Below are 22,337 nucleotides of genomic sequence, written 5' to 3'. Positions count from 1 at the left end.
CCAAAGGCGTACGGGGAGCGCGGTGCGGCTCGGTCTGATGGCCGTGCCCGCCCTGTTCTTCGCCGCCTTCTTCGCCTGGCCCGTCGCCGCGATCGTGGCGCGCGGGCTCAAGGTCGACGGGAAGTGGCAGCTCGGGCGGATCGCGGACGTCGTCACACAGTCCGACATCCGGCACGTCCTGTGGTTCACCACCTGGCAGGCGCTCGCCTCCACCGCACTCACGCTGCTGGTCGCGCTCCCCGGCGCTTATGTGTTCGCGCGCCTCGACTTTCCCGGCAAGCAGGTGCTGAGAGCCGTCGTCACCGTCCCGTTCGTGCTGCCGACGGTCGTCGTCGGTACGGCGTTCCTGGCGCTGGTCGGGCGCGGGGGACTGCTCGACGAGCTGTGGGGCGTACGGCTGGACACCACCGTCTGGGCGATCCTGCTGGCGCATGTCTTCTTCAACTACGCCGTGGTCGTACGGACCGTCGGCGGCCTGTGGGGGCAGCTCGACCCGCGTCAGGAGGAGGCGGCGCGAATGCTCGGCGCGTCACCGTTCAGGGCCTGGCGGAAGGTGACCCTGCCGGCGCTCGCGCCCGCCGTGGCCGCCGCCGCGCTGATGGTCTTCCTGTTCACCTTCACCTCCTTCGGCGTGGTGCAGATCCTCGGCGGCCCGACCTTCTCCACCCTGGAAGTGGAGATCTACCGGCAGACCTCGGAGATCTTCGACCTGTCCACCGCCGCCGTGCTCACGATCGTCCAGTTCGCCGCCGTCGGCGCGATCCTCGCCGTGCACGCCTGGACCGTACGGCGGCGGGAGACCGCCCTGCGGCTGGTGGACGCGAACATCACGGCGCGGCGGCCGCGCGGGGCCGGGCAGTGGGCGCTGCTGGCCACCGTCCTCGCCACCGTCCTCGTGCTGCTCGTGCTGCCGCTCGCCGTGCTGGTGCAGCGGTCCCTCGGCGCCTCCGGCTTCGGCTACTACCGGGCACTGACCCACGACGACGACGGGACCTTCCTCGTGCCGCCGATCCAGGCCGTCGGCAACTCGCTCCAGTACGCTCTCGCCGCGACCGCCATCGCCGTGGCGATCGGCGGTCTGGCCGCCGCGGCGCTCGCGCGCCGGGACGCGGGCCGGCTGGTCCGTGGCTTCGACGCGCTGCTGATGCTGCCCCTGGGCGTCTCCGCCGTGACCGTCGGCTTCGGCTTCCTGATCGCGCTGGACAAGCCGCCGCTGGATCTGCGCAGTTCATGGATCCTGGTGCCGCTCGCGCAGGCGCTGGTGGGCGCCCCCTTCGTCGTACGGACCATGCTGCCGGTGCTGCGGGCCGTGGACGCGCGGCTCAGGGAGGCGGCGGCCGTGCTCGGGGCGTCGCCGTGGCGGGTGTGGCGGGAGGTCGACCTGCCGATGGTGCGGCGGGCGCTGCTGGTGGCGGCCGGGTTCGCGTTCGCGGTGTCACTGGGGGAGTTCGGGGCGACCGTGTTCATCGCGCGACCGGACAACCCGACGCTGCCGGTCGCCGTGGCGCGGCTGCTCGGCCGGCCGGGCGACCTCAACTACGGGCAGGCGATGGCCCTTTCGACGATTCTGATGGTGGTGTGCGCGGTGGCGCTGCTGGTCCTCGAGCGGCTGCGCACCGACCGGAGCGGGGAGTTCTAGATGCTGCTGAGCCTTGAGGACGCGACCGTACGGTTCGGCGGGCGGGCCGTGCTCGACGCCGTCGGCCTCGATGTCGCCGAACACGAGATCGTGTGCGTGCTCGGGCCCAGCGGCAGCGGCAAGTCGACGCTCTTGAGGGCGGTGGCCGGGCTCCAGCCGCTGTCCTCGGGGCGGGTGCTGCTCGACGGACGCGACCAGTCGGGCGTGCCCGCGCACAAGCGGGAGGTGGGCCTGATGTTCCAGGACCATCAGCTGTTCCCGCAGCGTGACGTGGGCGGCAACGTCGCCTTCGGGCTGCGCATGCACGGCGCCACGCGCCCCCGACAGGGCGAGCGGGTACGGGAGTTGCTCGGCCTCGTCGGGCTGCCGGGCGCCGCACGCCGGGCCGTCGCCTCGCTCTCCGGCGGTGAACAGCAGCGCGTCGCGCTCGCCCGTGCGCTCGCGCCCCGCCCGCGGCTGCTGATGCTGGACGAGCCGCTCGGCCAGCTCGACCGCTCGCTGCGGGAGCGACTGGTCGTCGAACTCCGGGAACTCTTCGGGCAGTTGGGGACCACCGTCCTCGCCGTGACACACGACCAGGGCGAGGCCTTCGCGCTCGCCGACCGGGTCGTGGTGATGCGGGACGGGCGGATCGCCCAGTCCGGTACGCCACTGGAGGTGTGGCAGCGTCCCGCGGACGAGTTCGTGGCCCGCTTCCTCGGCTTCGACAACGTGGTCGAGGGCATGGTGAGCGGCGAGGCCGCGGACACCCCCTGGGGCAAGCTGCCGGTGCCCCAGGACGCCCCACAGGGCACGCGCACGCTGCTCGTGCGGCCCGCCGGTGTCCGGCTCGTCCCCGCCGACGAGGGCCTGCGCTGCACCGTGGCCGCACGCACCTTCAAGGGCACCCATGTCGCCGTACAGGTGCAGCCGGAGGAGGCGCCGCGGATCGAGGCGGCGGTGGCGCTGCGGGAGGCGCCGGAGGTCGGGGAGGCGGTCGGGGTGGAGTTCGACGCGGCCGAAATCGTGGTGCTCGGCTGAGGGGTTCGCGCATAGGGTGCGCGGGATGACACTTCTTGAGCATGATCGTTACTGCGACGAAATCGCCCATCAGGTGGACCAGCTGAGGGCGGTGGTGACGAGCGGCGCCGACCTGAGCGCGACCGTGCCGACCTGCCCGGACTGGACCCTGGAGATGCTCGTCCTGCACATGGGCGGAGCCCTGCGCTGGTCCGGGACGCTGGTGCGCACCCGGGCACAGGAGAACATCCCCGACGAGGACGTACCCCGCGGCGACGGCCCCGAGGCCCCGGGTGACGCCGCCGCCCTCGACGCATGGCTGGCGGAGGCCGGCGAACTGGCCGTGGGCGCCCTGCGCGAGGCCGGGCCCGACGCGAAGGTGTGGGGCTGGGCCGCACCCCAGACCGCCGGTTTCTGGGCCCGCCGCATGGCCCACGAGATCACCGTGCACCGGGCCGACGCCACGCTTGCCGCGGGGCTGCCGTACGAAGTGGCCCCCGACATTGCCGCGGACGCGATCGACGAGTGGCTGGAGATCGTGGAGTACATCCAGCGTACAGACCCGCACGAGGCCGCCAAGGAGCTGCGGGGCTCCGCCCGCAGCATCCATCTGCATGCCACCGACACCGGCGCCGAGCTGAACGCCGAGTGGGTCGTGGAGATCGGGGAGGACGGCGTCGGCTGGCGCCGGGCGCACGGGAAGGCGACCGTCGCCCTGCGTGGGCCCCTCACCTCCGTGCTGCTCGCCTTCTACCGCCGACTGCCCCTGGACAGCCCCGAGTTGGAGATCCTGGGCGACCGGAAGCTGCTGGAGTTCTGGCTGGAGCGGGCGACCTTCGGGTGAACGACCGTGGCCCGTCCCCCGGGGATACGGGGACGGGCCACGGTGTTGTTCTGCGGGAGGCGTCAGCGGCTGCTGTTCGCCCCACGACGGCGCATGCCGAAGAAGACGGCGCCGCCGCCGACCACGACCAGCGCGCCGGCGATACCGGCGATCAGGCCGGTGTTGGAGTTCGCACCGGTCTCGGCGAGGTTCGAGTCACCGGCGGCCGGGGACGGGGCGTTGGACGAGGTGCCGGCCGGGGCGCTCTCCGAAGCCGACGGGGTCGGGCTCGGGGACTCGGCCGGGGTCGAGGCGGACTCCGACGGCGCCGGGGTCGCAGGCGGGGTCGACTCGCCCTTCGAGCAGCCCTCGGACGGGGTCGTCAGGTTCGGCGTGATGTCCTTGTCGACGATCAGGTGGTCCTTGTCGCGCCCGGCCTGCACGCGGATGCGGTACTCGGCGTTCGGCGACCAGTTCTCGTCGAAGGTGATGGTGACACCCTCGCGGGAACCGGTGACGTCCTTCGAGCCGACCGTCTTCACGTCGGCACCGTTGTTTTCCAGGTACACGGTGACCGTGGCGGGGGTACCGGAGGCGTCGACGTCGGTGACGTTGATGACGCCCTTGCCGCCGACGCACTTGGCCTCGGCGGAGAACTCATTGATGTTGCAGGCGAGCGCGGAGCCCGCAGCGCTCAGCGCGAGCGCGGAGGACGCGGCGGCGACGCCCAGGATCTGCACGGAACGACGTGCGGTACGGCGGGATATGGACACGTTTGCCCTTCACGGGAGGTGCAACTGCGGGGGGTTGACGAGGGACGTGAAGCGACAGTGGAGGTGAAGCCTCACACTCCCCAGGAGACTCAAAGGTTTATAAGCGTTCGATAAGGAGTGTCAATGCGCAGGCGTACCAGGGTCATTGGCTTTACGCTCTTATTAACCGCCGAGACGTTTCAGCGCCGCCGGAGCCTCCTCGATCCGGTCAACGAGGGCGATACGGGACTCCATCGAGCGTTCCCGGGCGAGTGACTGCAAGAGGGGCCAGGTCGGCAGGTGCTCCGTCCAGTGCGTGCGGTCGACGAGCACCATCGGCGTCGGTTCGCCGCGCGACTCGTAGTAGTTGGGCGTCGCGTTGTCGAAGATCTCCTGTACGGTCCCGGCGGCGCCCGGCAGGAAGACCACACCCGCGTTCGAGCGGGCCAGCAGTCCGTCCTCGCGGGTGGCGTTGGCGAAGTACTTGGCGATGTGCGAGGCGAAGGGGTTCGGCGGCTCATGGCCGTAGAACCAGGTGGGGATGCCGAGGGAGTGGTTGCCCTTCGGCCAGCGGGTGCGCACCTCGAAGGCGGCGCGGGCCCACTCGGTGATCGAGGGCACGAACGACGGTGCCTTCGCGAGGAGTTGGCAGGCCTCCTCCAGCATGCCGTCCTCGTACGGCGCCGCGTACGCGCCCAGGTTCGCCGCCTCCATCGCTCCCGGGCCGCCACCGGTCGCCACGGTGAACCCGGCGCGGCTCAGCTCACGGCCGAGGCGCGCGGCACCGGCGTACGCGTCCGTCCCGCGTGCCATCGCGTGACCGCCCATGACACCCACCACCCGCGCCCCGCGCAGCAGTTCGTCCAGGGCGTCGGAGATGGAGTCGTCGTGCACGGCACGCAGCATCGAGGCGAATATGTCGCCATCGGCCTTGGTGCGCTGGAACCAGGCGTAGGCGAGGGCGTCCGGCGTCTGCTCGTACCCCTTCTCCAGCGAGGCGAACAGCTCGTCGGGCTTGTACAGGTGCCCGCGGTACGGGTCGAAGGGCAGATGCGGGACCGGCGGGAAGACCAGCGCTCCGTCGGCGCGGACCTTCGTCGCCGCCTCCTCCCGCATCGGACAGCCGAGGAAGACCGCCTCGGCGGTGTCGGTGGTGAGCAACTCCCTTGTACGGTCCGTCAGATCGACGGCCTGTACGCGGTAGCCGGCGAGGGTGCCGCGGGCCGACACCGTCGCGTCGAAGTCCTCGAGCGTCTCGATCTCACGCTCGTCGTGGTGGGCCGCATGGGCCGGGCTCGTCTGCACGGGCCCATGCTAGGCACGCCGTTCCCCGGAGTTTCCGGTCAGCCCTGGACCGCCGCCGGGTCCATCCACACGACCTCCCAGCTGTGGCCGTCGAGGTCGTCGAAGGAGCGGCCGTACATGTAGCCGTGGTCCTGGACGTCGTCGTTGGCGGTGCCGCCGGCCGCGACCGCCTTGCCCACCAGCTCGTCGACCTTCTCGCGGCTCTCGGCGCTCAGACAGATCAGCACCTCGCTGGTCTTCGTCGAGTCCGCGATCTCCTTCTTCGTGAAGTCCGCGTACCGCTGCTTGCTGAGCAGCATCGCGATGATGGTGTCGCTGATCACGACACAGGCGCAGTCGTCGCCGCTGAACTGCGGGTTGATCGTGTAGCCGAGCTCCGTGAAGAACTTCTTCGACGCCTCGACGTCGTCGGTGGCCAGGTTCACGAAGATCATCTGCTGGTACATGTGAGGTCTCTCCCATCGGATGCGTGCTGTTCGCAGGGGTAGACCGGGGGCCCGCGCGGAACTCATCGGTTCCCGGGAAATCCGGGCGTACGAATTTTCAGCGGGCCAGTGGCAGGGCCGCGAGCTCCGCCACGATCAGGGTCAGCGGGACGAACAGGGCGAGCAGTGCGCCCACCCGCAGGACGGCGGCGCTGCGCAGCATCGCGGCGGGGGCACCGAGGCGCAGCAGGGCTGCCGTGGTCTCGGCCCGGGCGTGCTTGGCCTCCACGGCGGCGGTGAGCAGCGTGGCGACGGTGCAGCCGGAGACGAGGAGCGTGCCGAGGGTGGTGAGCGGCCCGAAGACGGGGGTGCTCGTCTCGTAGAGGGCGGCCATGGCGTAGGTGCCGGAGGCGACCGCGCAGACGATGCCGAGGGGGCGGCCGATGCGGGTGGCCTCCTCCATGAGGACCCGACCGGACAGCAGCCGGAGGGCTCCGGGGCGCCCCGCCTGGAGGAGGCGGCCGCACAGATGGGCGAGGCCGGGGCCGGCGACGGCGAGGCCGAGGGCGGTGAGCACCCAGCCGAGGAGGACCGCGGGGGCGCCGGTGGCAAGGCCGCCGGGGAGGCGGGGCGCGGGGGTGGTCGACGCCCGGGTGGCGTAGGCCTGCACGGCCAGGCCCGCGGTGAGGACGGAGACGCCCCAGGGGAGGCCCGAGGGGGTGCTGCCGGGCGCCGGAGGGAGGGGCGGGGAGTGGTCGGCGTCCGGCTGAGCACCGGTCGAGTCGTCGCCCGGGGGCGGTGCCGTGGGGGCGGGGTCGCTCGCCCGCGGCGGCGGGGTGCCGCCTGTCTCGGGCTCGGGAGCCGACCCGGCCGTACGGCCGCCCGTGGGCTGGGTGCGCAGGCGGGCGCCGAAGCGGCCGTACGTCCCGAAGGTCTCCCGTGCCACCGTCCGGCCGTATGCCCCGAAGCGGCCGTAGTGCCGTGCCACCGCCCGTGCCGCGGCCGGCCTGGCGTCCCGTGGGAGGAGGACGAGCGCCACCGTCGCCGACGCGGTCGCCGGGATCAGCGCCAGCAGGGTCAGGGCCGCCGGGACGGGCAGTGGCTGGTCGGCGGCCAGGAACACCGAGGCCGCGCCGTCGAACGGGACGCCCGTGAGGTCTCCGCGGAGGTCGAGGAAGACGAGCAGGGCCAGCAGCGAGCCCAGCGTGCAGGAGAGGGCCGTCGTCGTGGCCGACACCGCCATCAGACGGAACGGGCCCAGACCGATGGCCGAGAGGCCGCCGCGGGGTCTCGTGGCCGGGTCGGTGCGGGCCACCGCCACCGCGAAGTGCACGGTGGCGGCCAGCGGGGTCAGGCACCAGGCGAGACGCAGCGCCGAACCGCCGGGGTTCTGCGGATGGCTCATCGCGTAACCGAGGGCGCACAGCAGGAGGAAGCCCGTGCCGGCCGAGGCCACCGCCACCAGGAGGCGGCGCAGCTGTACGGCCGGGTGGGCGCCGCGGGTCAGACGGAGAGCGAGCACGGGGCCCGGCCTTCCGTCTCGGCCACCGGCGGCAGGTGGACCGTGTTCACGCAGCGGCCGTCCAGCAGCGACAGCGTGCGGTCGGCGATGGCCGCGGTCTCCTGGTCGTGGGTGGCCACCACGACCGTGATGCCGTGCGAACGGGCCGCCGTGGTGAGCGTGCGCAGGACGTGGGCGCGGTCGGCGCGGTGCAGGGGGGCCGTGGGCTCGTCGGCGAAGAGGACGGTGGGGCCCTGGGCGAGGGCCCGGGCGATCGACACGCGCTGCCGCTCGGCCTGCTTCATCTCGTGCGGCCGCAGCCGGGACAGGTCGCCGACGTCGAGGCGTTCGAGCCACTCCAGGGCGGCCGTCCGAGCGCGCTCGCGGCTGGTGCCGCGCAGCATCAGCGGGAGGGCGGCGTTCTCCCAGGCATTCAGTTCGGGTACGAGCACGGGGGCCGGGTCGATCCAGCCGAAGCGGTCGCGGCGCAGCCGCTCCCGGGCCGGCTGGGCCATGGTGTGGACCGGCACGCTGTTGAACCAGACCTCGCCCCGCTGGGCCGTCACCAGGCCGGACAGACAGCGCAGCAGGGTCGTCTTCCCGCTGCCCCGGGGGCCGCTGACGGCGAGGATCTCGCCCTCCCGGACACCGAACGAGACGCCGCTGAGCGCGGGCGAGCCGTCACTGTGCTGGAAATGCAGTGAGCGTGCCCAGAGCACGTCGTTGTCCGGCGGGGCCTCCATGGGCGTACACCTCGGTTCGGATCTGTGGTTCCCGTGATCTTTGTTCCCCCGTGCGGGGGAACGAGGACAGGGCCGATCGGTTACCAGGCACGCTAAGGAGCGGGGGCGCCGACGCCGGACAGCACGCGGCCCGGGGTGCACCCTTCTCACTCGTACGGGTGCACCCCGGGCCGTATAAACGGCTGAACCGCCGGGAGGTCAGAGCTTCGTCCAGGCCTCCGTCAGCGTGCCGCGCAGGATCTGCTCGATCTCGTCGAAGGTCTCCTGGTTGGAGATCAGCGGCGGGGCGAGCTGGATGACCGGGTCACCGCGGTCGTCGGCACGGCAGTACAGGCCGTTGTCGAACAGGGCCTTGGAGAGGAAGCCGTACAGGACGCGCTCGGTCTCCTCGTCGTTGAAGGACTCCTTGGTGGCCTTGTCCTTCACCAGCTCGATGCCGTAGAAGAAGCCGTTGCCGCGGACGTCGCCGACGATCGGCAGGTCGTGCAGCTTCTGCAGGGTGGACAGGAAGGCGCCCTCGTTGTCGAGCACGTGCTGGTTGAGGCCCTCGCGCTCGAACAGGTCGAGGTTGGCGAGGCCGACCGCCGCGGAGACCGGGTGGCCGCCGAAGGTGTAGCCGTGCAGGAAGGTGTTGTCGCCCTTGTAGAACGGCTCGGCCAGGCGGTCGGAGACGATGCACGCGCCGATCGGGGAGTAGCCCGAGGTCATGCCCTTGGCGCAGGTGATCATGTCCGGGACGTAGCCGAACTTGTCGCAGGCGAAGGTGGTGCCGAGGCGGCCGAAGGCGCAGATGACCTCGTCCGAGACCAGCAGCACGTCGTACTGGTCGCAGATCTCCCGCACCCGCTGGAAGTAGCCGGGCGGCGGCGGGAAGCAGCCGCCGGCGTTCTGCACCGGCTCCAGGAAGACCGCGGCGACCGTGTCCGGGCCCTCGAAGAGGATCTGCTGCTCGATCTGGTCGGCGGCCCAGCGGCCGAAGGCCTCCGGGTCGTCGCCGAAGATCGGCGCGCGGTAGATGTTGGTGTTCGGGACCTTGTGCGCGCCCGGGACCAGCGGCTCGAAGGGGGCCTTCAGGCCCGGCAGGCCGGTGATCGACAGGGCGCCCTGCGGGGTGCCGTGGTAGGCGACCGCGCGGGAGATGACCTTGTACTTGGTGGGCTTGCCGACCAGCTTGAAGTACTGCTTGGCGAGCTTCCAGGCGGTCTCGACCGCCTCGCCGCCGCCGGTGGTGAAGAAGACCTTGTTCAGGTCGCCCGGGGCCTCGTCGGCGAGACGTTCGGCCAGCTCCACGGCCTTCGGGTGGGCGTAGGACCACACCGGGAAGAACGCCAGCTCCTGCGCCTGCTTGAAGGCGGTCTCGGCGAGCTCCGTGCGGCCGTGACCGGCCTGGACCACGAACAGGCCCGCGAGACCGTCGAGGTAGCGCTTGCCCTTGTCGTCGTAGATGTAGGTGCCCTCGCCGCGCACGATCGTCGGCACGGGGGAGTTCTCGTACGAGGACATGCGGGTGAAGTGCATCCACAGGTGGTCGTACGCGGTCTTGCTGAGGTCCTTGGAGCTCACGGTTATCGGGTCCTCACGGTTATCGGGTTCCCCACATGTAGGTCTGCTTCTTCAGCTTCAGATAGACGAAGCTTTCGGTGGAGCGCACGCCGGGCAGCGCCCGGATGCGTTTGTTGATGACGTCCAGCAGGTGGTCGTCGTCCTCGCAGACGATCTCGGCGAGGATGTCGAACGAGCCCGCGGTCATCACCACGTACTCGACTTCCGACATGTCAGTCAGCGCTTCGGCGATCTTCTCCACGTCGCCCTCGACGTTGACGCCGACCATCGCCTGCCGGCGGAAGCCCACGGTGAGCGGGTCCGTGACGGCGACGATCTGCATCACGCCCTGGTCGAGCAGCTTCTGGACGCGCTGGCGCACGGCCGCCTCGGACAGGCCCACGGCCTTGCCGATCGCGGCGTACGGCCGGCGGCCGTCCTCCTGGAGCTGTTCGATGATGGCGAGGGAGACGGCATCCAGATGGGGAGTGCCGTTCCTGGACTCGCGGGACGAGTCCCTTTGCTCTGCGCTTCGACTGGCCACGACCTCACTGTGCACGACGTCTCGACGGTTCCGCAAGGGCGGACCGATGAAATTCGTTGTTTACGTGACTGAGACCTGCGGATTTCGCAGTCTTGATGCGACTGGGGGTGTTGAAAACGTGGGGGCGCGGATTAGGGTGGGTGTCTCAGTCATTGGACAGCCGAAACAGATCAGACCTGACAGGAGGCCGGCAGTGAGCACCGAGCTGCGTCGTCTGCGCAACTACATCAACGGTGAATTCCGGGACGCCGTCGACGGACGGACCACCGAGGTGGTCAACCCCGCGACGGGCGAGGCGTACGCGACCGCGCCGCTGTCCGGCCAGGCGGATGTGGACGCCGCGATGGCGGCCGCCGCCGCGGCCTTCCCTGCCTGGCGCGACACCACCCCCGCCGAGCGCCAGAAGGCCCTGCTGAAGATCGCGGACGCGTTCGAGGAGCGGGCCGAGGAACTCATCGCGGCCGAGGTGGAGAACACCGGCAAGCCGATCGGGCTCACGCGCTCCGAGGAGATCCCGCCGATGGTCGACCAGATCCGCTTCTTCGCGGGTGCGGCCCGGATGCTGGAGGGCCGCTCGGCCGGCGAGTACATGGACGGGATGACGTCCATCATCCGCCGCGAGCCGGTCGGCGTCTGCGCGCAGGTCGCGCCGTGGAACTACCCGATGATGATGGCCGTGTGGAAGTTCGCCCCGGCGATCGCGGCGGGCAACACGGTCGTGCTGAAGCCCTCGGACACCACCCCGGCGTCCACCGTCCTGATGGCCGACATCATCGGGTCGATCCTGCCCAAGGGCGTCTTCAACGTCATCACCGGTGACCGGGACACGGGCCGGCTGATGGTCGAGCACCCGACCCCGGCGATGGCCTCCATCACCGGCTCGGTGCGGGCGGGCATGTCGGTCGCCGAGTCCGCGTCCAAGGACCTCAAGCGGGTCCACCTGGAGCTGGGCGGCAAGGCGCCGGTCGTCGTGTTCGAGGACACCGACATCGCCAAGGCCGTGGAGGACATCTCCGTCGCGGGCTTCTTCAACGCCGGCCAGGACTGTACGGCGGCGACCCGCGTCCTCGTCCAGGAGGGCATCCACGACGAGTTCGTGGCCGCGCTCGCCAAGGCGGCCGCCGAGACGAAGACCGGGCAGCCGGACGACGAGGACGTGCTGTTCGGCCCGCTCAACAACCCCAACCAGCTGAAGCAGGTGGCCGGCTTCATCGAGCGGCTGCCCGCGCACGCCAAGGTCGAGGCCGGCGGTCACCAGGTCGGCGAGAGGGGCTACTTCTACGCGCCGACCGTGGTCTCCGGGCTGAAGCAGGACGACGAGATCATCCAGAAGGAGGTCTTCGGTCCCGTCATCACCGTCCAGTCCTTCACGGACGAGGACCAGGCCGTCCAGTGGGCCAACGGCGTCGAGTACGCGCTCGCCTCGTCGGTGTGGACCAAGGACCACGGCCGTGCGATGCGGATGTCGAAGAAGCTGGACTTCGGCTGCGTGTGGATCAACACGCACATCCCGCTGGTCGCGGAGATGCCGCACGGCGGGTTCAAGAAGTCCGGCTACGGCAAGGACCTGTCGGGGTACGGGTTCGAGGACTACACGCGGATCAAGCACGTGATGACCTCGCTGGACGCCTAGTCACCACGACGTGACACGCGGCCCCGGACGGATCAACTGCCGTCCGGGGCCGCGCCGTTCGACAGGGTGTCCGCCCGGTGCGGGCGTACTCGACGCTGCGTCGATTGTCGGCGTACAGGCAGGGACGGCATGCTGCGCCCATGCCCCTCACGCCGAAGACCTCCGCCCGCTCCCGTCGGTCCCTGCTGCGCGCGCTGGGCGGTGGTGCGGTGCTCGGCGGTCTGGCCGGCTGCGGGGTGCCCGCCGCGTATGTGCGGCCCGGTGAGCGTGCCGTCGCCGATCTGTCCGCCCGTGACAAACGGCTGACCTGGGCGAACTGGCCGCTGTACATCGACACCGACGACCACGACCCGAACCGGCGGCCCACACTTGCGGCCTTCGAGAAGCGCACGGGGATCTCCGTCGAGTACACCGAGGAGATCAACGACAACGACGAGTTCTTCGGCAAGATCAGCCCCGCCCTGATGAACCACCAGCGGACCGGCCGCGATCTGATCGTCATGAGCGACTGGATGTGCGCGCGGTTCGTGCGGCTCGGGTGGGTCCAGGAGATGGACCGGGCGGGGCAGCCGAACGTGGCCGAGCACCTCGACCCCCAGCTGCGTTCGCCCGCCTTCGACCGCGGCCGCAGGTACTCGGTGCCGTGGCAGTCGGGCATCACGGGTATCGCGTACGACCGCCGCAGGCTCGGCCGCGAGATCCGCCATGTCTCGGACCTGTGGGCGAGCGACCTCAAGGGGCGGGTGACCCTGCTGTCCGGCCTGGACGAGGCGTTCGCGCTGCTGATGCAGGGCAACGGCGTCGACATCACCAGGTGGACGGCGGCCGACTTCCACCAGGTCTGCGACCAGGTCGAGAAGTATGTCGCCCAAGGCCACATCCGCCGCTTCACCGGCAACGACTACACCAAGGACCTGGTCAGCGGCGATGTCCTGGCCTGCCAGGCGTACTCCGGCGACGTCATCCAGCTCCAGGCCGACAACCCGCACATCCGCTTCGTCGTGCCCGAGGAGGGCGCGGAGCTGTGGGCCGACTCCCTGATGATCCCGGACCGCGCGGCGCACAAGAGGAACGCCGAGCGGCTCGTCGACTACTACTACGCGCCCGAGGTCGCCGCCGAACTCGCCGCCTGGGTGAACTACGTCTGCCCCGTCCCCGCCGCCCAGGACGTCCTCGCGGCCGCCAAGGACAAGGACACCGCGGCCCTCGCCCAGAACCCGCTGATCTTCCCGGACGCCGAGATGCGCAAACGGCTCGTGATCGCCCGGGACATCACGTCGACGGAGCGGGTGGAGTTCGCCAAGAGGTGGAACAAGATCGTGGGGTTGTGAGGCGCGGGGCGGGCGGGCGCCGCCCCCGGTCAGGCGGGCAGCGTCCGGATGGCGGCGATGTCGAACTGGAGGCGTACCTTCTCGCTCACCATGGCACCGCCCTCCGCCAGCTTCTGACTGTACGTCAGGCCCCATTCGGAACGGTTGATGGTGGTCGTGCCGTCGAAGCCCACCCGCTCGTCCCCGAACGCGTCGACGACGTGCCCGATGTAGGTGAGCTCCAGGTCGACGGGGCGGGTGGTGTTCTTGATGGTGAGCTCGCCGTTCATGCGGTAGACGTCGGGTTCGACGAGCTGGACCGTCGTACTGACGAAGCGCATCCGCGGATGGTTCGCCGCGTCCAGGAAGTCACGGCCGATCAGGTGCGCGTCGCGCTGTTCCACGCCGGTGTCGACGGACGCCGTGGACAGCACGATCTCGGCCCGTGAACGGGAGGGATCGCGGCCGTCGAAGTAGAGCCGGCTCTGGTACTCGGTGAAGGCCCCGCGCACGGTGGTCACCATGGCATGGCGGACGGAGAAACCGATACGGCTGTGCGCCGGGTCGATCACCCACTCTCCGGTCAGCGCCGCGAGAGCGGGGTCCGCGCGGTTCGCTGTGGGGGCGAACGCCGGGCGCTCAAGGGTGCGTTGCGGAGCGGTGGCGGTGGGGGGAGCCGGGCGGCGCAGAGACGCAGCACGGGTGAAAAGGTTCATGGTTCACGTACCTACGTCATGACAAGAACGGCCGCAAGCCACCTTCAAGACCCGCGCACACGGTCGTCACCAATTCCCCGATCAATGAGCCGGATCCCGCGACCGAGCGGCTTTGCCATCTCTTTGCAACCCGCCTCTGTGCTGCCTCGTCTCTCCGCTCGATCAGTCACGCAGTCCACCGGTCGACCACCGGACGGACCGACGAAAGAGAGCGATTCATGCGCCGAACCGGCCTCAGTGCCATGGCACTTGCGTGCACCGCCGTGCTGGCGGGCGCGCTGCCCGCGTTCGCCGACGGGGCGAAGACGAGCCCGAGCCCCGTCCCCAGCGCCTCCCAGGCGCCCACCTCCGCCCCCAGTGCGCGGCCCAGCGCCAGTACCGCACCGAGTGCCGTGCCGAGCGCGGCTCCGACCCGGGTGCCGTCCTCGGGCCAGGTCTCCGTCGTGCCGAGCGGTGCGCCGAACACCGGTGTGCCGCCGACGACTTCGGACTCCTCGAACACGGGTGCGCTGGTCGGCGGCGGTGCCGCCGCGGCCGTCGTCCTCGGCGGCGGCGCCGTCTTCCTCGTACGCCGCCGGCAGGCGAACGGGGCATGAGTCCGCGCTCCGGGCGTGCCCTCGCCGCCATGGCGCTGGCCGCACTGCTCGTCGCCTGCGGCGGCCCCGGCGCCACCACCGGCAGCGCCACGAGCACGCCGTCCGCCTCCGCGCCGCCCCCGGCCAGGTCCGCCAAGCCGGTGTCCGCGGTGGGGCGATCCATCCCGGTCGGGCTCCGGATACCGGCCATCGGGGTCGACACCCCGGTGATGAAGCTGGGACTGGCGGCGGACGGCAGCGTGCAGGTGCCGCCGATCGCGGCGCACGACCGGGCGGGCTGGTACGAGCACTCCCCGACGCCGGGCCAGACCGGTCCGTCGGTGATCCTCGGCCATGTCACGGTCGGCGCCTACGGGGACGGAGTCTTCCGGCGTCTGGGGGAGCTGCACCGGGGCGAGAAGATCGTGGCGCGCCTGGAGAACGGCACGGCTGCGGTGTTCGCCGTGACCGCCGTCCGCACGGTGTCCAAGGCCCACTTCCCGTCGAGCGAGGTCTACGGGAACGTGAACCGGCCGGAGCTGCGGCTCATCACCTGCGGCGGCAAGCGGACCGGTGACGGCTACCTCGACAACGTGATCGTCTTCGCGGTGCTGAGCTCAGCCGCCCCCTGACCCGGCCACCCGGAACCCGGGCCGGCGGAACGTACGCCGTCGGCCCGGGGTCTTCTTCCACAAGCGCCCCTACGAGTGCCCCCACGACCCTGGAGAACGTTGAAACGGTCCCGTGAGAAGGCCGCGTCCGAGCTGTTCGCCGCCCTCTATCCGCGTCTCGCCGGCTGGTGCCGCCGGCTGGTCGACGACGACGAGACGGCCCACGAGATCGCCTCGGAGGCGTTCACCCGGCTCTGGGCCCGCTGGACGTCCGTGGCGGAGCCGCGCGGCTTCCTCTACGTCACCGCGGCCAACCTCGTCCGGGACCACTGGCGCAAGCTGGAGCGCGAACGCAGGGCCGTGCGCCGGGCGACCACGGAGGCCGCGGTGGCCCCGCACCCCGAACAGACGGACCCCTCGGTACGGCTGCTCGTGCAGTCCCTCCCGGAACGACTGCGCGTCCCGATCCTGCTGCACTACTACGCTGACATGCCGATCCGGGAGGTGTCCGTGCTGACCGGACGCAAGGAAGGAACCGTCAAGGCCGACCTCCACACGGCCCGCGAACTGCTCCGTGCCCACCTGAGGAGAAGCCTTGATCACACACTCTGACGAGGGCCCGGACTTCGACCCCGAGGACCCGCTCACCGTCCTCCTGCGGCCCCCTGCCGAGTACCTCGGCGCACCCCCCGGCCGCTACGAGGCAATCCGCCGCGGCGCGTCCCGCCGACGTCTCCTGCGCGCGGCTGCCGGAGCGGCCCTGACCTGCGGTGTCGCCGCACTCGTAGCGCTGCCCCTGCATCTGACCGGCTCCGCCGGTCCGACCTCCCCGGTGGTCCCTCTCGCCCCGCCGCCCGCGAGCAGCCCCTCGACGCTGCCCCCGTCGAAGGCCGCACCCGCCCCGGACACTCCGTCTCCCAGCGCCAGCGCCTCCACGGCCCCCGGCCGCCCGCCGGCCCCCCGCACCGCCCAGCCGTCCGCAAGCTCCGTGCCGACGGTCGCGCAGTCGGCCCGTATCGGAGGTGCCATCCCCTCCAGCAGGTGACCGACAACAGTTTTGAACACGTTCAACAACGGGCGTACGCTGCTGCCATGAGCGACAGAGCCGCCCTGCTGAAGGGCATCCGCGCCTGGCTGGCCTTCTTCGTCGTCTGCCTCGTGCTCAGCGGCGCCACGGCCTTCCCCCTGGTCCACGAACTGCGCTGGACCGAGGATGTGCTGAGGTCGCTGTCCGTCCCGGACCACGTCCCCGCCCTCATGGACTGGATCGAGCGCGTACGGCACGGACTCGACACCGCCGACGCCGACTACCCCTTCCTCCTCTACGGCACGGACTGGCTCGCCTTCGCCCACCTCGTCATCGCGGTTGCCTTCTACGGCCCCTATCGCGACCCGGTCCGCAACATCTGGGTCGTCGAGTTCGCGATGATCGCCTGCGCCGGGATCGTCCCGCTCGCCCTGATCTGCGGACCGCTCCGGGGGATCCCCTTCTGGTGGTCGGTGATCGACATGTCGTTCGGGGTCTTCGGGGTGATCCCGCTGTACGTCGTACGGAAGAAGATCAAGCGGCTGGAGACCCTCACCGGCCCGAACACCGCAGGGGCGCTCGCTGCTTGAGCGCCGGGAGCCCGGCGGTCGCGGCGTGCAGGGGCCTGCGGAGCCGAGCCGGACGCGGCGGGCGGAGACGGGTGCCGACCGTCGGCCCGAACACCGCACCCGCGCTCGCTGTGCGAGTGCCGGGAGTCGGCCGATCGTGGCGTGGAGGCCTGCGGAGTCGGGTCGGACGTGGCGGGCGGAGACGGGTGCCGACCGTTGGCCCGGACAGCGCCCCTGCGGTCGCTGTGCGAGTGCCGGGAGTCGGCCGATCGTGGCGTCGAGGCCTGCGGAGTCGGGTCGGACGTGGCGGGCGGAGACGGGTGCCGACCGTTGGCCCGGACAGCGCACGGGCGCTCGCTGTGTGCGTGCCGGGAGTCGGCCGATCGTGGCGTGGAGGCCTGCGGAGTCGGGTCGGACGTGGCGGGCGGAGACGGGTGCCGACCGTCGGCCCGAACACCGCACCGGCGCTCGCTGTGTGCGTGCCGGGAGTCGGCCGATCGTGGCGTCGAGGCCTGCGGAGTCGGGTCGGACGTGGCGGGCGGAGACGGGTGCCGACCGTTGGCCCGGACAGCGCACGGGCGCTCGCTGTGTGCGTGCCGGGAGTCGGCCGATCGTGGCGTGGAGGCCTGCGGAGTCGGGCCGGACGTGGCGGGCGGAGAGGGGTGCCCGCCGTAGGCCCGGGCTCGCCTCGCCCGGCCCGATCACCACGCTGGCGCCGGCTGCTTGAGCGCCGGAAGTCCGGCGGTCGCGGCGTACAGGCCCGCGGGGTCGGGCCGGAGGCGCCGCGCCGACCGTTGGCCCGGGCTCGCTCGCCGGCCCGGTGCTTGCCGCTTGACCGCCGGGAGCGCGATCCGCCGGCGGCCGGGTGCATCGTCGTCGATCCGGCCGGAATCGGGTATTCGTCGCCCGTCCGCGCTGCCGCAAGTGTCACCGGCCCTGAGGAGCGCGGCGGTGACGTCCGCGTTCGGGAGTCCGGCGGTCGCGGCGTGCGGCCGGACGGGCCGCGGGCGGCGACCGTCGGCCGGGCTCGGCGAAAAAAGTGTTATCCCGCCCGTCTCCACGGCGTCTCCTCTCGCGTCCCGCATTCCTCTCACACCCGGGAGCCCCCACATGCCCCGCCAGCGCCCGGCGCCCACTGTGATCCCCGACATAGCCACCACCCCCGGTACGGCTGAGAAGGTGCGGTCCAGCGGCATATGACCCGGGAGAGGACGTACGTGGACGAGCGGGCCGGGCATCAGTGGCGCTCCACCATCGCGGCAGCACAGGCCGGTGACCGGCAGGCACTGGACGATCTCGTCACGGGCTGGCTGCCGTTGGTCTACAACGTCGTCGGGCGTGCCCTGAACGGTCACGCCGACGTCGACGACGTCGTCCAGGAGACCATGCTGCGCGCCGTCGACAACCTCGGCTCGCTCCGCGACCCGGACAGCTTCCGGTCCTGGCTGATGGCGATCGCCATGCGGCAGATACGGGACCGGGCGCGCCGAAGGTCCCCTCGGCAACTGGACGAGGGCGCCGCCCGGGAGGCCACCGACTTCGCCGAACTCACCGTATTGCGGCTGCAGTTGGAGGGGCAGCGGCGCGAGGTCGCGGAGGCGGTGCGCTGGCTGGACGACGAGGACCGGCAGCTGCTGTCGCTGTGGTGGCTGGAGGTCGCGGGCGAGCTGACCCGGCGGGAGCTGGCCGCGGCCGTCGGCATCAGCAGGCAGCACGCCGCCGTACGCGTCCAGCGGATGAAGGAGCGCCTGGAGACCTCCCGCGGCATCGTGCGTGCGCTCGACGGAGCATGCCCGCAGCTGCGGGAGCTGACCGGCCGCTGGGACGGGCGGCCCGACTCGGTCTGGCGCAAGCGCCTGGCCCGCCACATCAGGGGCTGCGCCTACTGCGGCGACAGCCGCGAGTCGGTCGTACCGGCGGAGCGGCTCCTGGCCGGCATCGCCCTCGTGCCGGTCCCGGTCGGCTTCACGCTCTCCCTGGCCCTCGGCGGCAAGACGACCGTGGCCGCCGGCTCGATCGGCTGGTCCGCCAAGGTACTCGGCGTCCTGACCAAGCCCGCCGTCGCCGTCACGGCGAGCGCGACCATCGTCGCGGGCGGCGCCTACGTCGTCACCCAGACCCCGCACAGTCCGCCCCCGCGCGCCTCCAACACCCCCACGGCGTCGAGCACCCACCGCCCGCCGCCCCCGTCCGCCCCGCCCACGCCTTCCCCGTCCCCCTCGGTGACGAAGACGAAGGAGAAGAACGAGCTGTACGGCAGCGTCGTCGACGCCGTCGACAAGGCGCCCGCCCCGGACACCCGGCCCGCCGCCCTCCCGCACCGGCCCGCCTCCGGCATCACCAGCACCGGCGGAGCGCACGCCACCATGACCCATCGCGGAGACGGCGTGACGCTCACCGGCCAGGGCTATGTCCTGGTCCGCTGGCAGCTCGAACCGCAGTACCGGCCCGGCGGCCTGGTCCCGCCGAGCTGGACCGGTCTGAAGGGCAGGCTCTTCCATGTGGCCTCGGGCGGCGGCCGCCGTATGGACGACCGCGTCAGCACCACCGATCCCACGGCCACCGGCATGGGCAGCAAGGCGACCGGCTTCGACGTGCTGCCGCCCGGCACCCAGCAGATGTGGCAGAACGAGTACTTCTACCTCGACGGCCGCGTCACCCTCACCGTGAACGAACGCGGCGCCGACTACAACCTGAACGTCTTCCCGACCACCTGGGACGCCGTCGAGAAGGACATCACCACCGGCCCCGCCCAGGGCGCGATCCGCTACGGCCTGGTCCGCGACACCGGCAAGGACGACACCCCGGTCCCGCAGTACGTCACCCGTGCGTCCCCGTCCGACCCGGCGACGGTGGCCCAGCGCTCACGGGTCTAGCCGCTCAGCCGCCGCCCCGCAGGGCGCACAGGACGTCGACGCGGTTGGTCGTGATCGAGTCGACGCCGAGGTCGATGAGGCGGCGCATGGAGCGGCGGGTGTCCGGGGTCCAGACGGACAGCAGATACCCGTCGTGGTGGACGCGGGCGGCCAGGTCGCGGTCCACCAGGGAGAAGCGGTAGTTGAGCCAGCGCGGCTTCACCGCCGCGAGCAGCGCGGGGCGCGGCGGCGCCAGGCTGGTGCAGGTCAGGGCGATCTCGGCGGAGGTGTCGGCGGCGCGGACGGCGAGCATCGCGGTGGCGTCGGCGGTGTAGTAGACGCGGTCGGCCGCCTCCGCCTCCCGTACGGCATCCACGATGCGGCGCGCCGCCCGCACGTCCCGCAGCCCCGGCAGGTCCAGCATCAGCCGGGTGCCGTCGGTGGCGGCCAGCGCCTCTGCGAGCGTCGGCACCCCGCCGTCGGTGAGACCGCGCACCTCGGCAGCGGACAGCGAGCGGAGCGGCCGCTCGTGCTCCCACAGCCGTTTCAGCGTCTCGTCGTGCAGCAGCACGGGCACGCCGTCCCTGGTGAGCCGTACGTCGATCTCGACCGCGTCCGCGCCCTGTCGGAGCGCGGAACGCAGCGAGTCGATCGTGTTCTCGCGGACGCGGTAGGGGTCGCCGCGATGGGCCACGGCGGTCACGTTCTGCATGGCCCCATTGTGGAGGCCGTCCTGCTGGACGGCGTCAGGGGGCGAGCCAGGCCGAGGTGTAGGTGTCGATCTCGTCCCGGATCGCGGCCTTGCCGGCCTCGTCGAGGAAGGAGGCGTCGACCGCGCTCTTGGCGAGCGCGGCGAGGCCCTCCGCGTCGAGGTTCAACAGCCGTGCGGCGACGGCGTACTCGTTGTTGAGGTCGGTCCCGAACATCGGCGGATCGTCGGAGTTGATGGTGACGACGATCCCGGCCTTCACGAACTCCTTGATCGGGTGCTCGTCGAGGCTGCGGACCGCGCGCGTGGCGATGTTGGAGGTCGGGCAGACCTCCAGCGGGATCCGGTGCTCGGCGAGGTGCGCGAGGAGCTTCGGGTCCTGGAAGGAGTTCGTGCCGTGCCCGATGCGCTCGGCCCGCAGATGGGTGAGCGCGTCCCACACCGTCTCCGGCCCCGTGGTCTCGCCCGCGTGCGGCACGGAGCGCAGCCCCGCCGCGATCGCCCGGTCGAAATACGGCTTGAACTGCGGCCGCTCCACCCCGATCTCGGGTCCGCCGAGCCCGAACGACACCAGGCCCTCCGGCCGCAGCCGGTCGTCGGTGGCGAGCCGCGTCGTCTCCTCGGCGGCCTCGAGACCGGCCTCGCCGGGGATGTCGAAGCACCAGCGCAGCACCGCCCCGAACTCTGCCTCCGCCGCCTTCCGCGCGTCCTCGATGGCGTCCATGAAGGCCCGCTCGTCGATGTTGCGGCGGGTCGAGGACCACGGGGTGACGGTCAGCTCGGCGTAGCGCACCTGCTGCCGGGCCAGGTCCCGGGCGACCTCGTACGTCAGCAGCCGTACGTCCTCCGGGGTGCGGATCAGGTCCACGACGGACAGGTACACCTCGACGAAGTGGGCGAAGTCCGTGAAGGTGAAGTAGTCGACCAGGGCCTCGGGGTCGGTGGGCACCTTGGAGTCGGGGTGCCGGGCGGCCAGCTCCGAGACGATCCGGGGGGAGGCGGAGCCGACGTGGTGCACATGCAGTTCGGCCTTGGGCAGTCCGGCGATGAAGGCGTGCAGGTCGCGCGGCGCGGCGGCGAAAGCGCCCAGGTGCTGGGTCAAGGGTTCCTCCCCGGAACGGCGCCCCCGGGCGGCTGGCCCGAGCGGGACGCGGGTGATCGGCTGATCGGTGGGTCGGGATCATCGTAGGCCGGGTCCCGACGCGGCGGTGCCGCCGTCGCGCAAGTGCCGACCGGGCGGCGGAACCGCTGGGACAGGGCTTATACGATGGCCTGACGATCGACCGAGGGGGACACGGAACGTGGCGGACCAGACAGAGCCGCGCGGGGGCGCAGGAGCAGACCACGACCCGTGGGCGCCGCCGGAGCGCAAGACCTCGCTGGAGAAGGGCGGGCAGCCGGCCGCGGCCGGGCAGCAGCCTCTCCCGCAGGACCAGCAGCCGCCGCAGGTGCACGACCAGGCCACCGTGACGTCCCTGCCGGGCGACGGCTTCACCCCGCCCGGGTTCGGTGCTCCCGGCCATGCGCCCCCCGCCCCCGACGGCTGGTCCGAGTCCGCCGTGCCGCCCCCGCCTATAGCGCCGACCGGCCCCGGCGTCGGGCCGCAGGGCCCGGCGGCACCTGGTGGATACGGCTACCCCGCCTACCCGCAGGGCTACGGCTGGCCCGGTATGCAGCCGTACCCGCAGAACGGGATGGGCACCGCGGCGATGGTGCTGGGCATCCTGTCCTGCTGCATGTTCTGCCTCTACGGCATCGTCTCCGTCGTCCTCGGTGTCCTCGCGGTCGTCTTCGGCGTCAAGGGGAAGCGGCGGGCGGACCGCGGCGAGGCCAACAACCGCGGTCAGGCCCAGGCGGGCTTCATCACGGGCATCGTCGGGATCGTCCTCGGCATCGCCACGATGGTCCTGATGATCATCGCGATCGTCGCCGCCGTGCACGACGAGAGGAACAGAGTGGACGAGGGTCCCTCCTACAACTCCGCCCCCAGCCTCTCGGCCCCACTGGCGACCGGCACCTGACACCGGCCACGCCCGGCGAGGCATGGGGGACGAGACGG

At 71.5% G+C, this 22,337-nt stretch carries 21 protein-coding genes and 1 pseudogene; 12 read left to right on the top strand and 10 right to left on the bottom strand.

Annotated features, from left to right (window positions below):
* The first annotated feature begins 37 nt into the window (after positions 1-37).
* The 3 genes from ABD355_RS34270 to ABD355_RS34260 are packed head-to-tail and all read left to right on the top strand — an operon-like array spanning position 38 to position 3,482.
* Entirely contained in the window at positions 38-1,639 is a 1,602-nt protein-coding gene (locus ABD355_RS34270) for an ABC transporter permease (protein ID WP_344405025.1), read from the top strand.
* Positions 1,640-2,659: an ABC transporter ATP-binding protein gene (locus ABD355_RS34265; protein WP_344404819.1), complete on the top strand. Its 1,020-nt coding sequence runs from the start codon at positions 1,640-1,642 to the stop codon at positions 2,657-2,659.
* 25 nt (positions 2,660-2,684) lie between these two features.
* Positions 2,685-3,482, top strand: coding sequence for a maleylpyruvate isomerase family mycothiol-dependent enzyme (locus ABD355_RS34260; protein ID WP_344404818.1), 798 nt, complete (start codon positions 2,685-2,687; stop codon positions 3,480-3,482).
* A 62-nt stretch (positions 3,483-3,544) separates the two neighbouring features.
* On the opposite strand, the gene ABD355_RS34255 is transcribed toward ABD355_RS34260, so the two are convergent.
* From ABD355_RS34255 to ABD355_RS34225, 7 genes are all read right to left on the bottom strand, one after another.
* Positions 3,545-4,234, bottom strand: a complete 690-nt coding sequence (locus ABD355_RS34255; RefSeq protein WP_344404817.1) for an LAETG motif-containing sortase-dependent surface protein — start codon at positions 4,232-4,234, stop codon at positions 3,545-3,547.
* Between the two features lie 162 nt (positions 4,235-4,396).
* Positions 4,397-5,518 (bottom strand): LOG family protein, encoded by a 1,122-nt coding sequence (locus tag ABD355_RS34250; RefSeq protein WP_344404816.1) that lies wholly within the window; start codon positions 5,516-5,518, stop codon positions 4,397-4,399.
* A gap of 38 nt (positions 5,519-5,556) precedes the next feature.
* Entirely contained in the window at positions 5,557-5,964 is a 408-nt protein-coding gene (locus ABD355_RS34245; protein ID WP_344404815.1) for a VOC family protein, read from the bottom strand.
* A gap of 97 nt (positions 5,965-6,061) precedes the next feature.
* Entirely contained in the window at positions 6,062-7,465 is a 1,404-nt protein-coding gene (locus ABD355_RS34240) for a hypothetical protein (protein WP_344404813.1), read from the bottom strand.
* Entirely contained in the window at positions 7,447-8,187 is a 741-nt protein-coding gene (locus tag ABD355_RS34235; protein WP_344404812.1) for an ABC transporter ATP-binding protein, read from the bottom strand. The genes ABD355_RS34240 and ABD355_RS34235 overlap by 19 nt, the downstream gene beginning before the upstream one ends.
* 198 nt (positions 8,188-8,385) lie before the next feature.
* A complete protein-coding gene (locus ABD355_RS34230) occupies positions 8,386-9,750 on the bottom strand; it encodes an aspartate aminotransferase family protein (RefSeq protein ID WP_344404811.1) in 1,365 nt (454 codons plus the stop codon).
* A gap of 19 nt (positions 9,751-9,769) precedes the next feature.
* Complete coding sequence (locus tag ABD355_RS34225; protein ID WP_266961142.1) at positions 9,770-10,288, bottom strand: Lrp/AsnC family transcriptional regulator; 519 nt, start codon at positions 10,286-10,288, stop codon at positions 9,770-9,772.
* 178 nt (positions 10,289-10,466) lie between these two features.
* On the opposite strand from ABD355_RS34225, the gene ABD355_RS34220 reads away from it, so the two are divergent.
* A complete protein-coding gene (locus tag ABD355_RS34220; RefSeq protein WP_344404809.1) occupies positions 10,467-11,906 on the top strand; it encodes a gamma-aminobutyraldehyde dehydrogenase in 1,440 nt (479 codons plus the stop codon).
* Between the two features lie 140 nt (positions 11,907-12,046).
* Complete coding sequence (locus ABD355_RS34215) at positions 12,047-13,237, top strand: polyamine ABC transporter substrate-binding protein (protein ID WP_344404808.1); 1,191 nt, start codon at positions 12,047-12,049, stop codon at positions 13,235-13,237.
* A 29-nt stretch (positions 13,238-13,266) separates the two neighbouring features.
* Here ABD355_RS34215 and ABD355_RS34210 read toward each other — a convergent pair whose 3' ends face one another.
* Positions 13,267-13,932 (bottom strand): YceI family protein, encoded by a 666-nt coding sequence (locus ABD355_RS34210; RefSeq protein ID WP_344404807.1) that lies wholly within the window; start codon positions 13,930-13,932, stop codon positions 13,267-13,269.
* A 218-nt stretch (positions 13,933-14,150) separates the two neighbouring features.
* Here ABD355_RS34210 and ABD355_RS34205 point away from each other — a divergent pair, with 218 nt between their 5' ends.
* The 6 genes from ABD355_RS34205 to ABD355_RS34180 all read left to right on the top strand — a co-directional run bounded on the left by ABD355_RS34205 (position 14,151) and on the right by ABD355_RS34180 (position 19,590).
* On the top strand, positions 14,151-14,528 hold the full coding sequence (locus tag ABD355_RS34205; protein WP_344404806.1) for an LPXTG cell wall anchor domain-containing protein: 378 nt from the start codon (positions 14,151-14,153) through the stop codon (positions 14,526-14,528).
* A complete protein-coding gene (locus ABD355_RS34200) occupies positions 14,525-15,139 on the top strand; it encodes a class F sortase (RefSeq protein ID WP_344404805.1) in 615 nt (204 codons plus the stop codon). The genes ABD355_RS34205 and ABD355_RS34200 overlap by 4 nt, the downstream gene beginning before the upstream one ends.
* 99 nt (positions 15,140-15,238) lie before the next feature.
* The gene (locus tag ABD355_RS34195) at positions 15,239-15,730 is read left to right on the top strand and encodes a sigma-70 family RNA polymerase sigma factor (protein ID WP_115905582.1); all 492 of its coding nucleotides are present in this window, start codon (positions 15,239-15,241) and stop codon (positions 15,728-15,730) included.
* The gene (locus ABD355_RS34190; RefSeq protein ID WP_344404804.1) at positions 15,714-16,163 is read left to right on the top strand and encodes a hypothetical protein; all 450 of its coding nucleotides are present in this window, start codon (positions 15,714-15,716) and stop codon (positions 16,161-16,163) included. The genes ABD355_RS34195 and ABD355_RS34190 overlap by 17 nt, the downstream gene beginning before the upstream one ends.
* A gap of 47 nt (positions 16,164-16,210) precedes the next feature.
* Entirely contained in the window at positions 16,211-16,735 is a 525-nt protein-coding gene (locus ABD355_RS34185; RefSeq protein WP_344404803.1) for a hypothetical protein, read from the top strand.
* 1,175 nt (positions 16,736-17,910) lie between these two features.
* Positions 17,911-19,590, top strand: a complete 1,680-nt coding sequence (locus ABD355_RS34180) for an RNA polymerase sigma factor (RefSeq protein ID WP_344404802.1) — start codon at positions 17,911-17,913, stop codon at positions 19,588-19,590.
* 4 nt (positions 19,591-19,594) lie between these two features.
* On the opposite strand, the gene ABD355_RS34175 is transcribed toward ABD355_RS34180, so the two are convergent.
* Both ABD355_RS34175 and ABD355_RS34170 read right to left on the bottom strand, forming a co-directional pair.
* A complete protein-coding gene (locus tag ABD355_RS34175) occupies positions 19,595-20,281 on the bottom strand; it encodes a glycerophosphodiester phosphodiesterase (protein WP_344404800.1) in 687 nt (228 codons plus the stop codon).
* A gap of 34 nt (positions 20,282-20,315) precedes the next feature.
* A pseudogene (locus tag ABD355_RS34170) lies at positions 20,316-21,472 on the bottom strand (adenosine deaminase); the annotation flags it as partial.
* A 107-nt stretch (positions 21,473-21,579) separates the two neighbouring features.
* Between ABD355_RS34170 and ABD355_RS34165 the strand changes: the two are divergent.
* Entirely contained in the window at positions 21,580-22,299 is a 720-nt protein-coding gene (locus tag ABD355_RS34165; protein ID WP_344404797.1) for a DUF4190 domain-containing protein, read from the top strand.
* The last annotated feature ends 38 nt before the right edge of the window (positions 22,300-22,337 follow it).

This window comes from Streptomyces longisporus (assembly GCF_039532765.1).
GTDB classification, from domain to species: domain Bacteria; phylum Actinomycetota; class Actinomycetes; order Streptomycetales; family Streptomycetaceae; genus Streptomyces; species Streptomyces longisporus.
The sequence above is the reverse complement of the archived record's forward strand: the minus strand, read 5'-3'. Positions and strand labels throughout refer to the sequence as shown.

Excerpts from the sequence above, each read along its gene's own strand:
- ABD355_RS34175 (WP_344404800.1), bottom strand. The coding sequence starts at position 20,281 with ATGCAGAACGTGACCGCCGTGGCCCATCGCGGCGACCCCTACCGCGTC.
- ABD355_RS34235 (WP_344404812.1), bottom strand. The coding sequence starts at position 8,187 with ATGGAGGCCCCGCCGGACAACGACGTGCTCTGGGCACGCTCACTGCAT.
- ABD355_RS34185 (WP_344404803.1), top strand. The coding sequence starts at position 16,211 with ATGAGCGACAGAGCCGCCCTGCTGAAGGGCATCCGCGCCTGGCTGGCC.
- ABD355_RS34260 (WP_344404818.1), top strand. The coding sequence starts at position 2,685 with ATGACACTTCTTGAGCATGATCGTTACTGCGACGAAATCGCCCATCAG.
- ABD355_RS34215 (WP_344404808.1), top strand. The coding sequence starts at position 12,047 with ATGCCCCTCACGCCGAAGACCTCCGCCCGCTCCCGTCGGTCCCTGCTG.
- ABD355_RS34270 (WP_344405025.1), top strand. The coding sequence starts at position 38 with ATGGCCGTGCCCGCCCTGTTCTTCGCCGCCTTCTTCGCCTGGCCCGTC.
- ABD355_RS34180 (WP_344404802.1), top strand. The coding sequence starts at position 17,911 with ATGACCCGGGAGAGGACGTACGTGGACGAGCGGGCCGGGCATCAGTGG.
- ABD355_RS34210 (WP_344404807.1), bottom strand. The coding sequence starts at position 13,932 with ATGAACCTTTTCACCCGTGCTGCGTCTCTGCGCCGCCCGGCTCCCCCC.
- ABD355_RS34205 (WP_344404806.1), top strand. The coding sequence starts at position 14,151 with ATGCGCCGAACCGGCCTCAGTGCCATGGCACTTGCGTGCACCGCCGTG.
- ABD355_RS34245 (WP_344404815.1), bottom strand. The coding sequence starts at position 5,964 with ATGTACCAGCAGATGATCTTCGTGAACCTGGCCACCGACGACGTCGAG.
- ABD355_RS34265 (WP_344404819.1), top strand. The coding sequence starts at position 1,640 with ATGCTGCTGAGCCTTGAGGACGCGACCGTACGGTTCGGCGGGCGGGCC.
- ABD355_RS34200 (WP_344404805.1), top strand. The coding sequence starts at position 14,525 with ATGAGTCCGCGCTCCGGGCGTGCCCTCGCCGCCATGGCGCTGGCCGCA.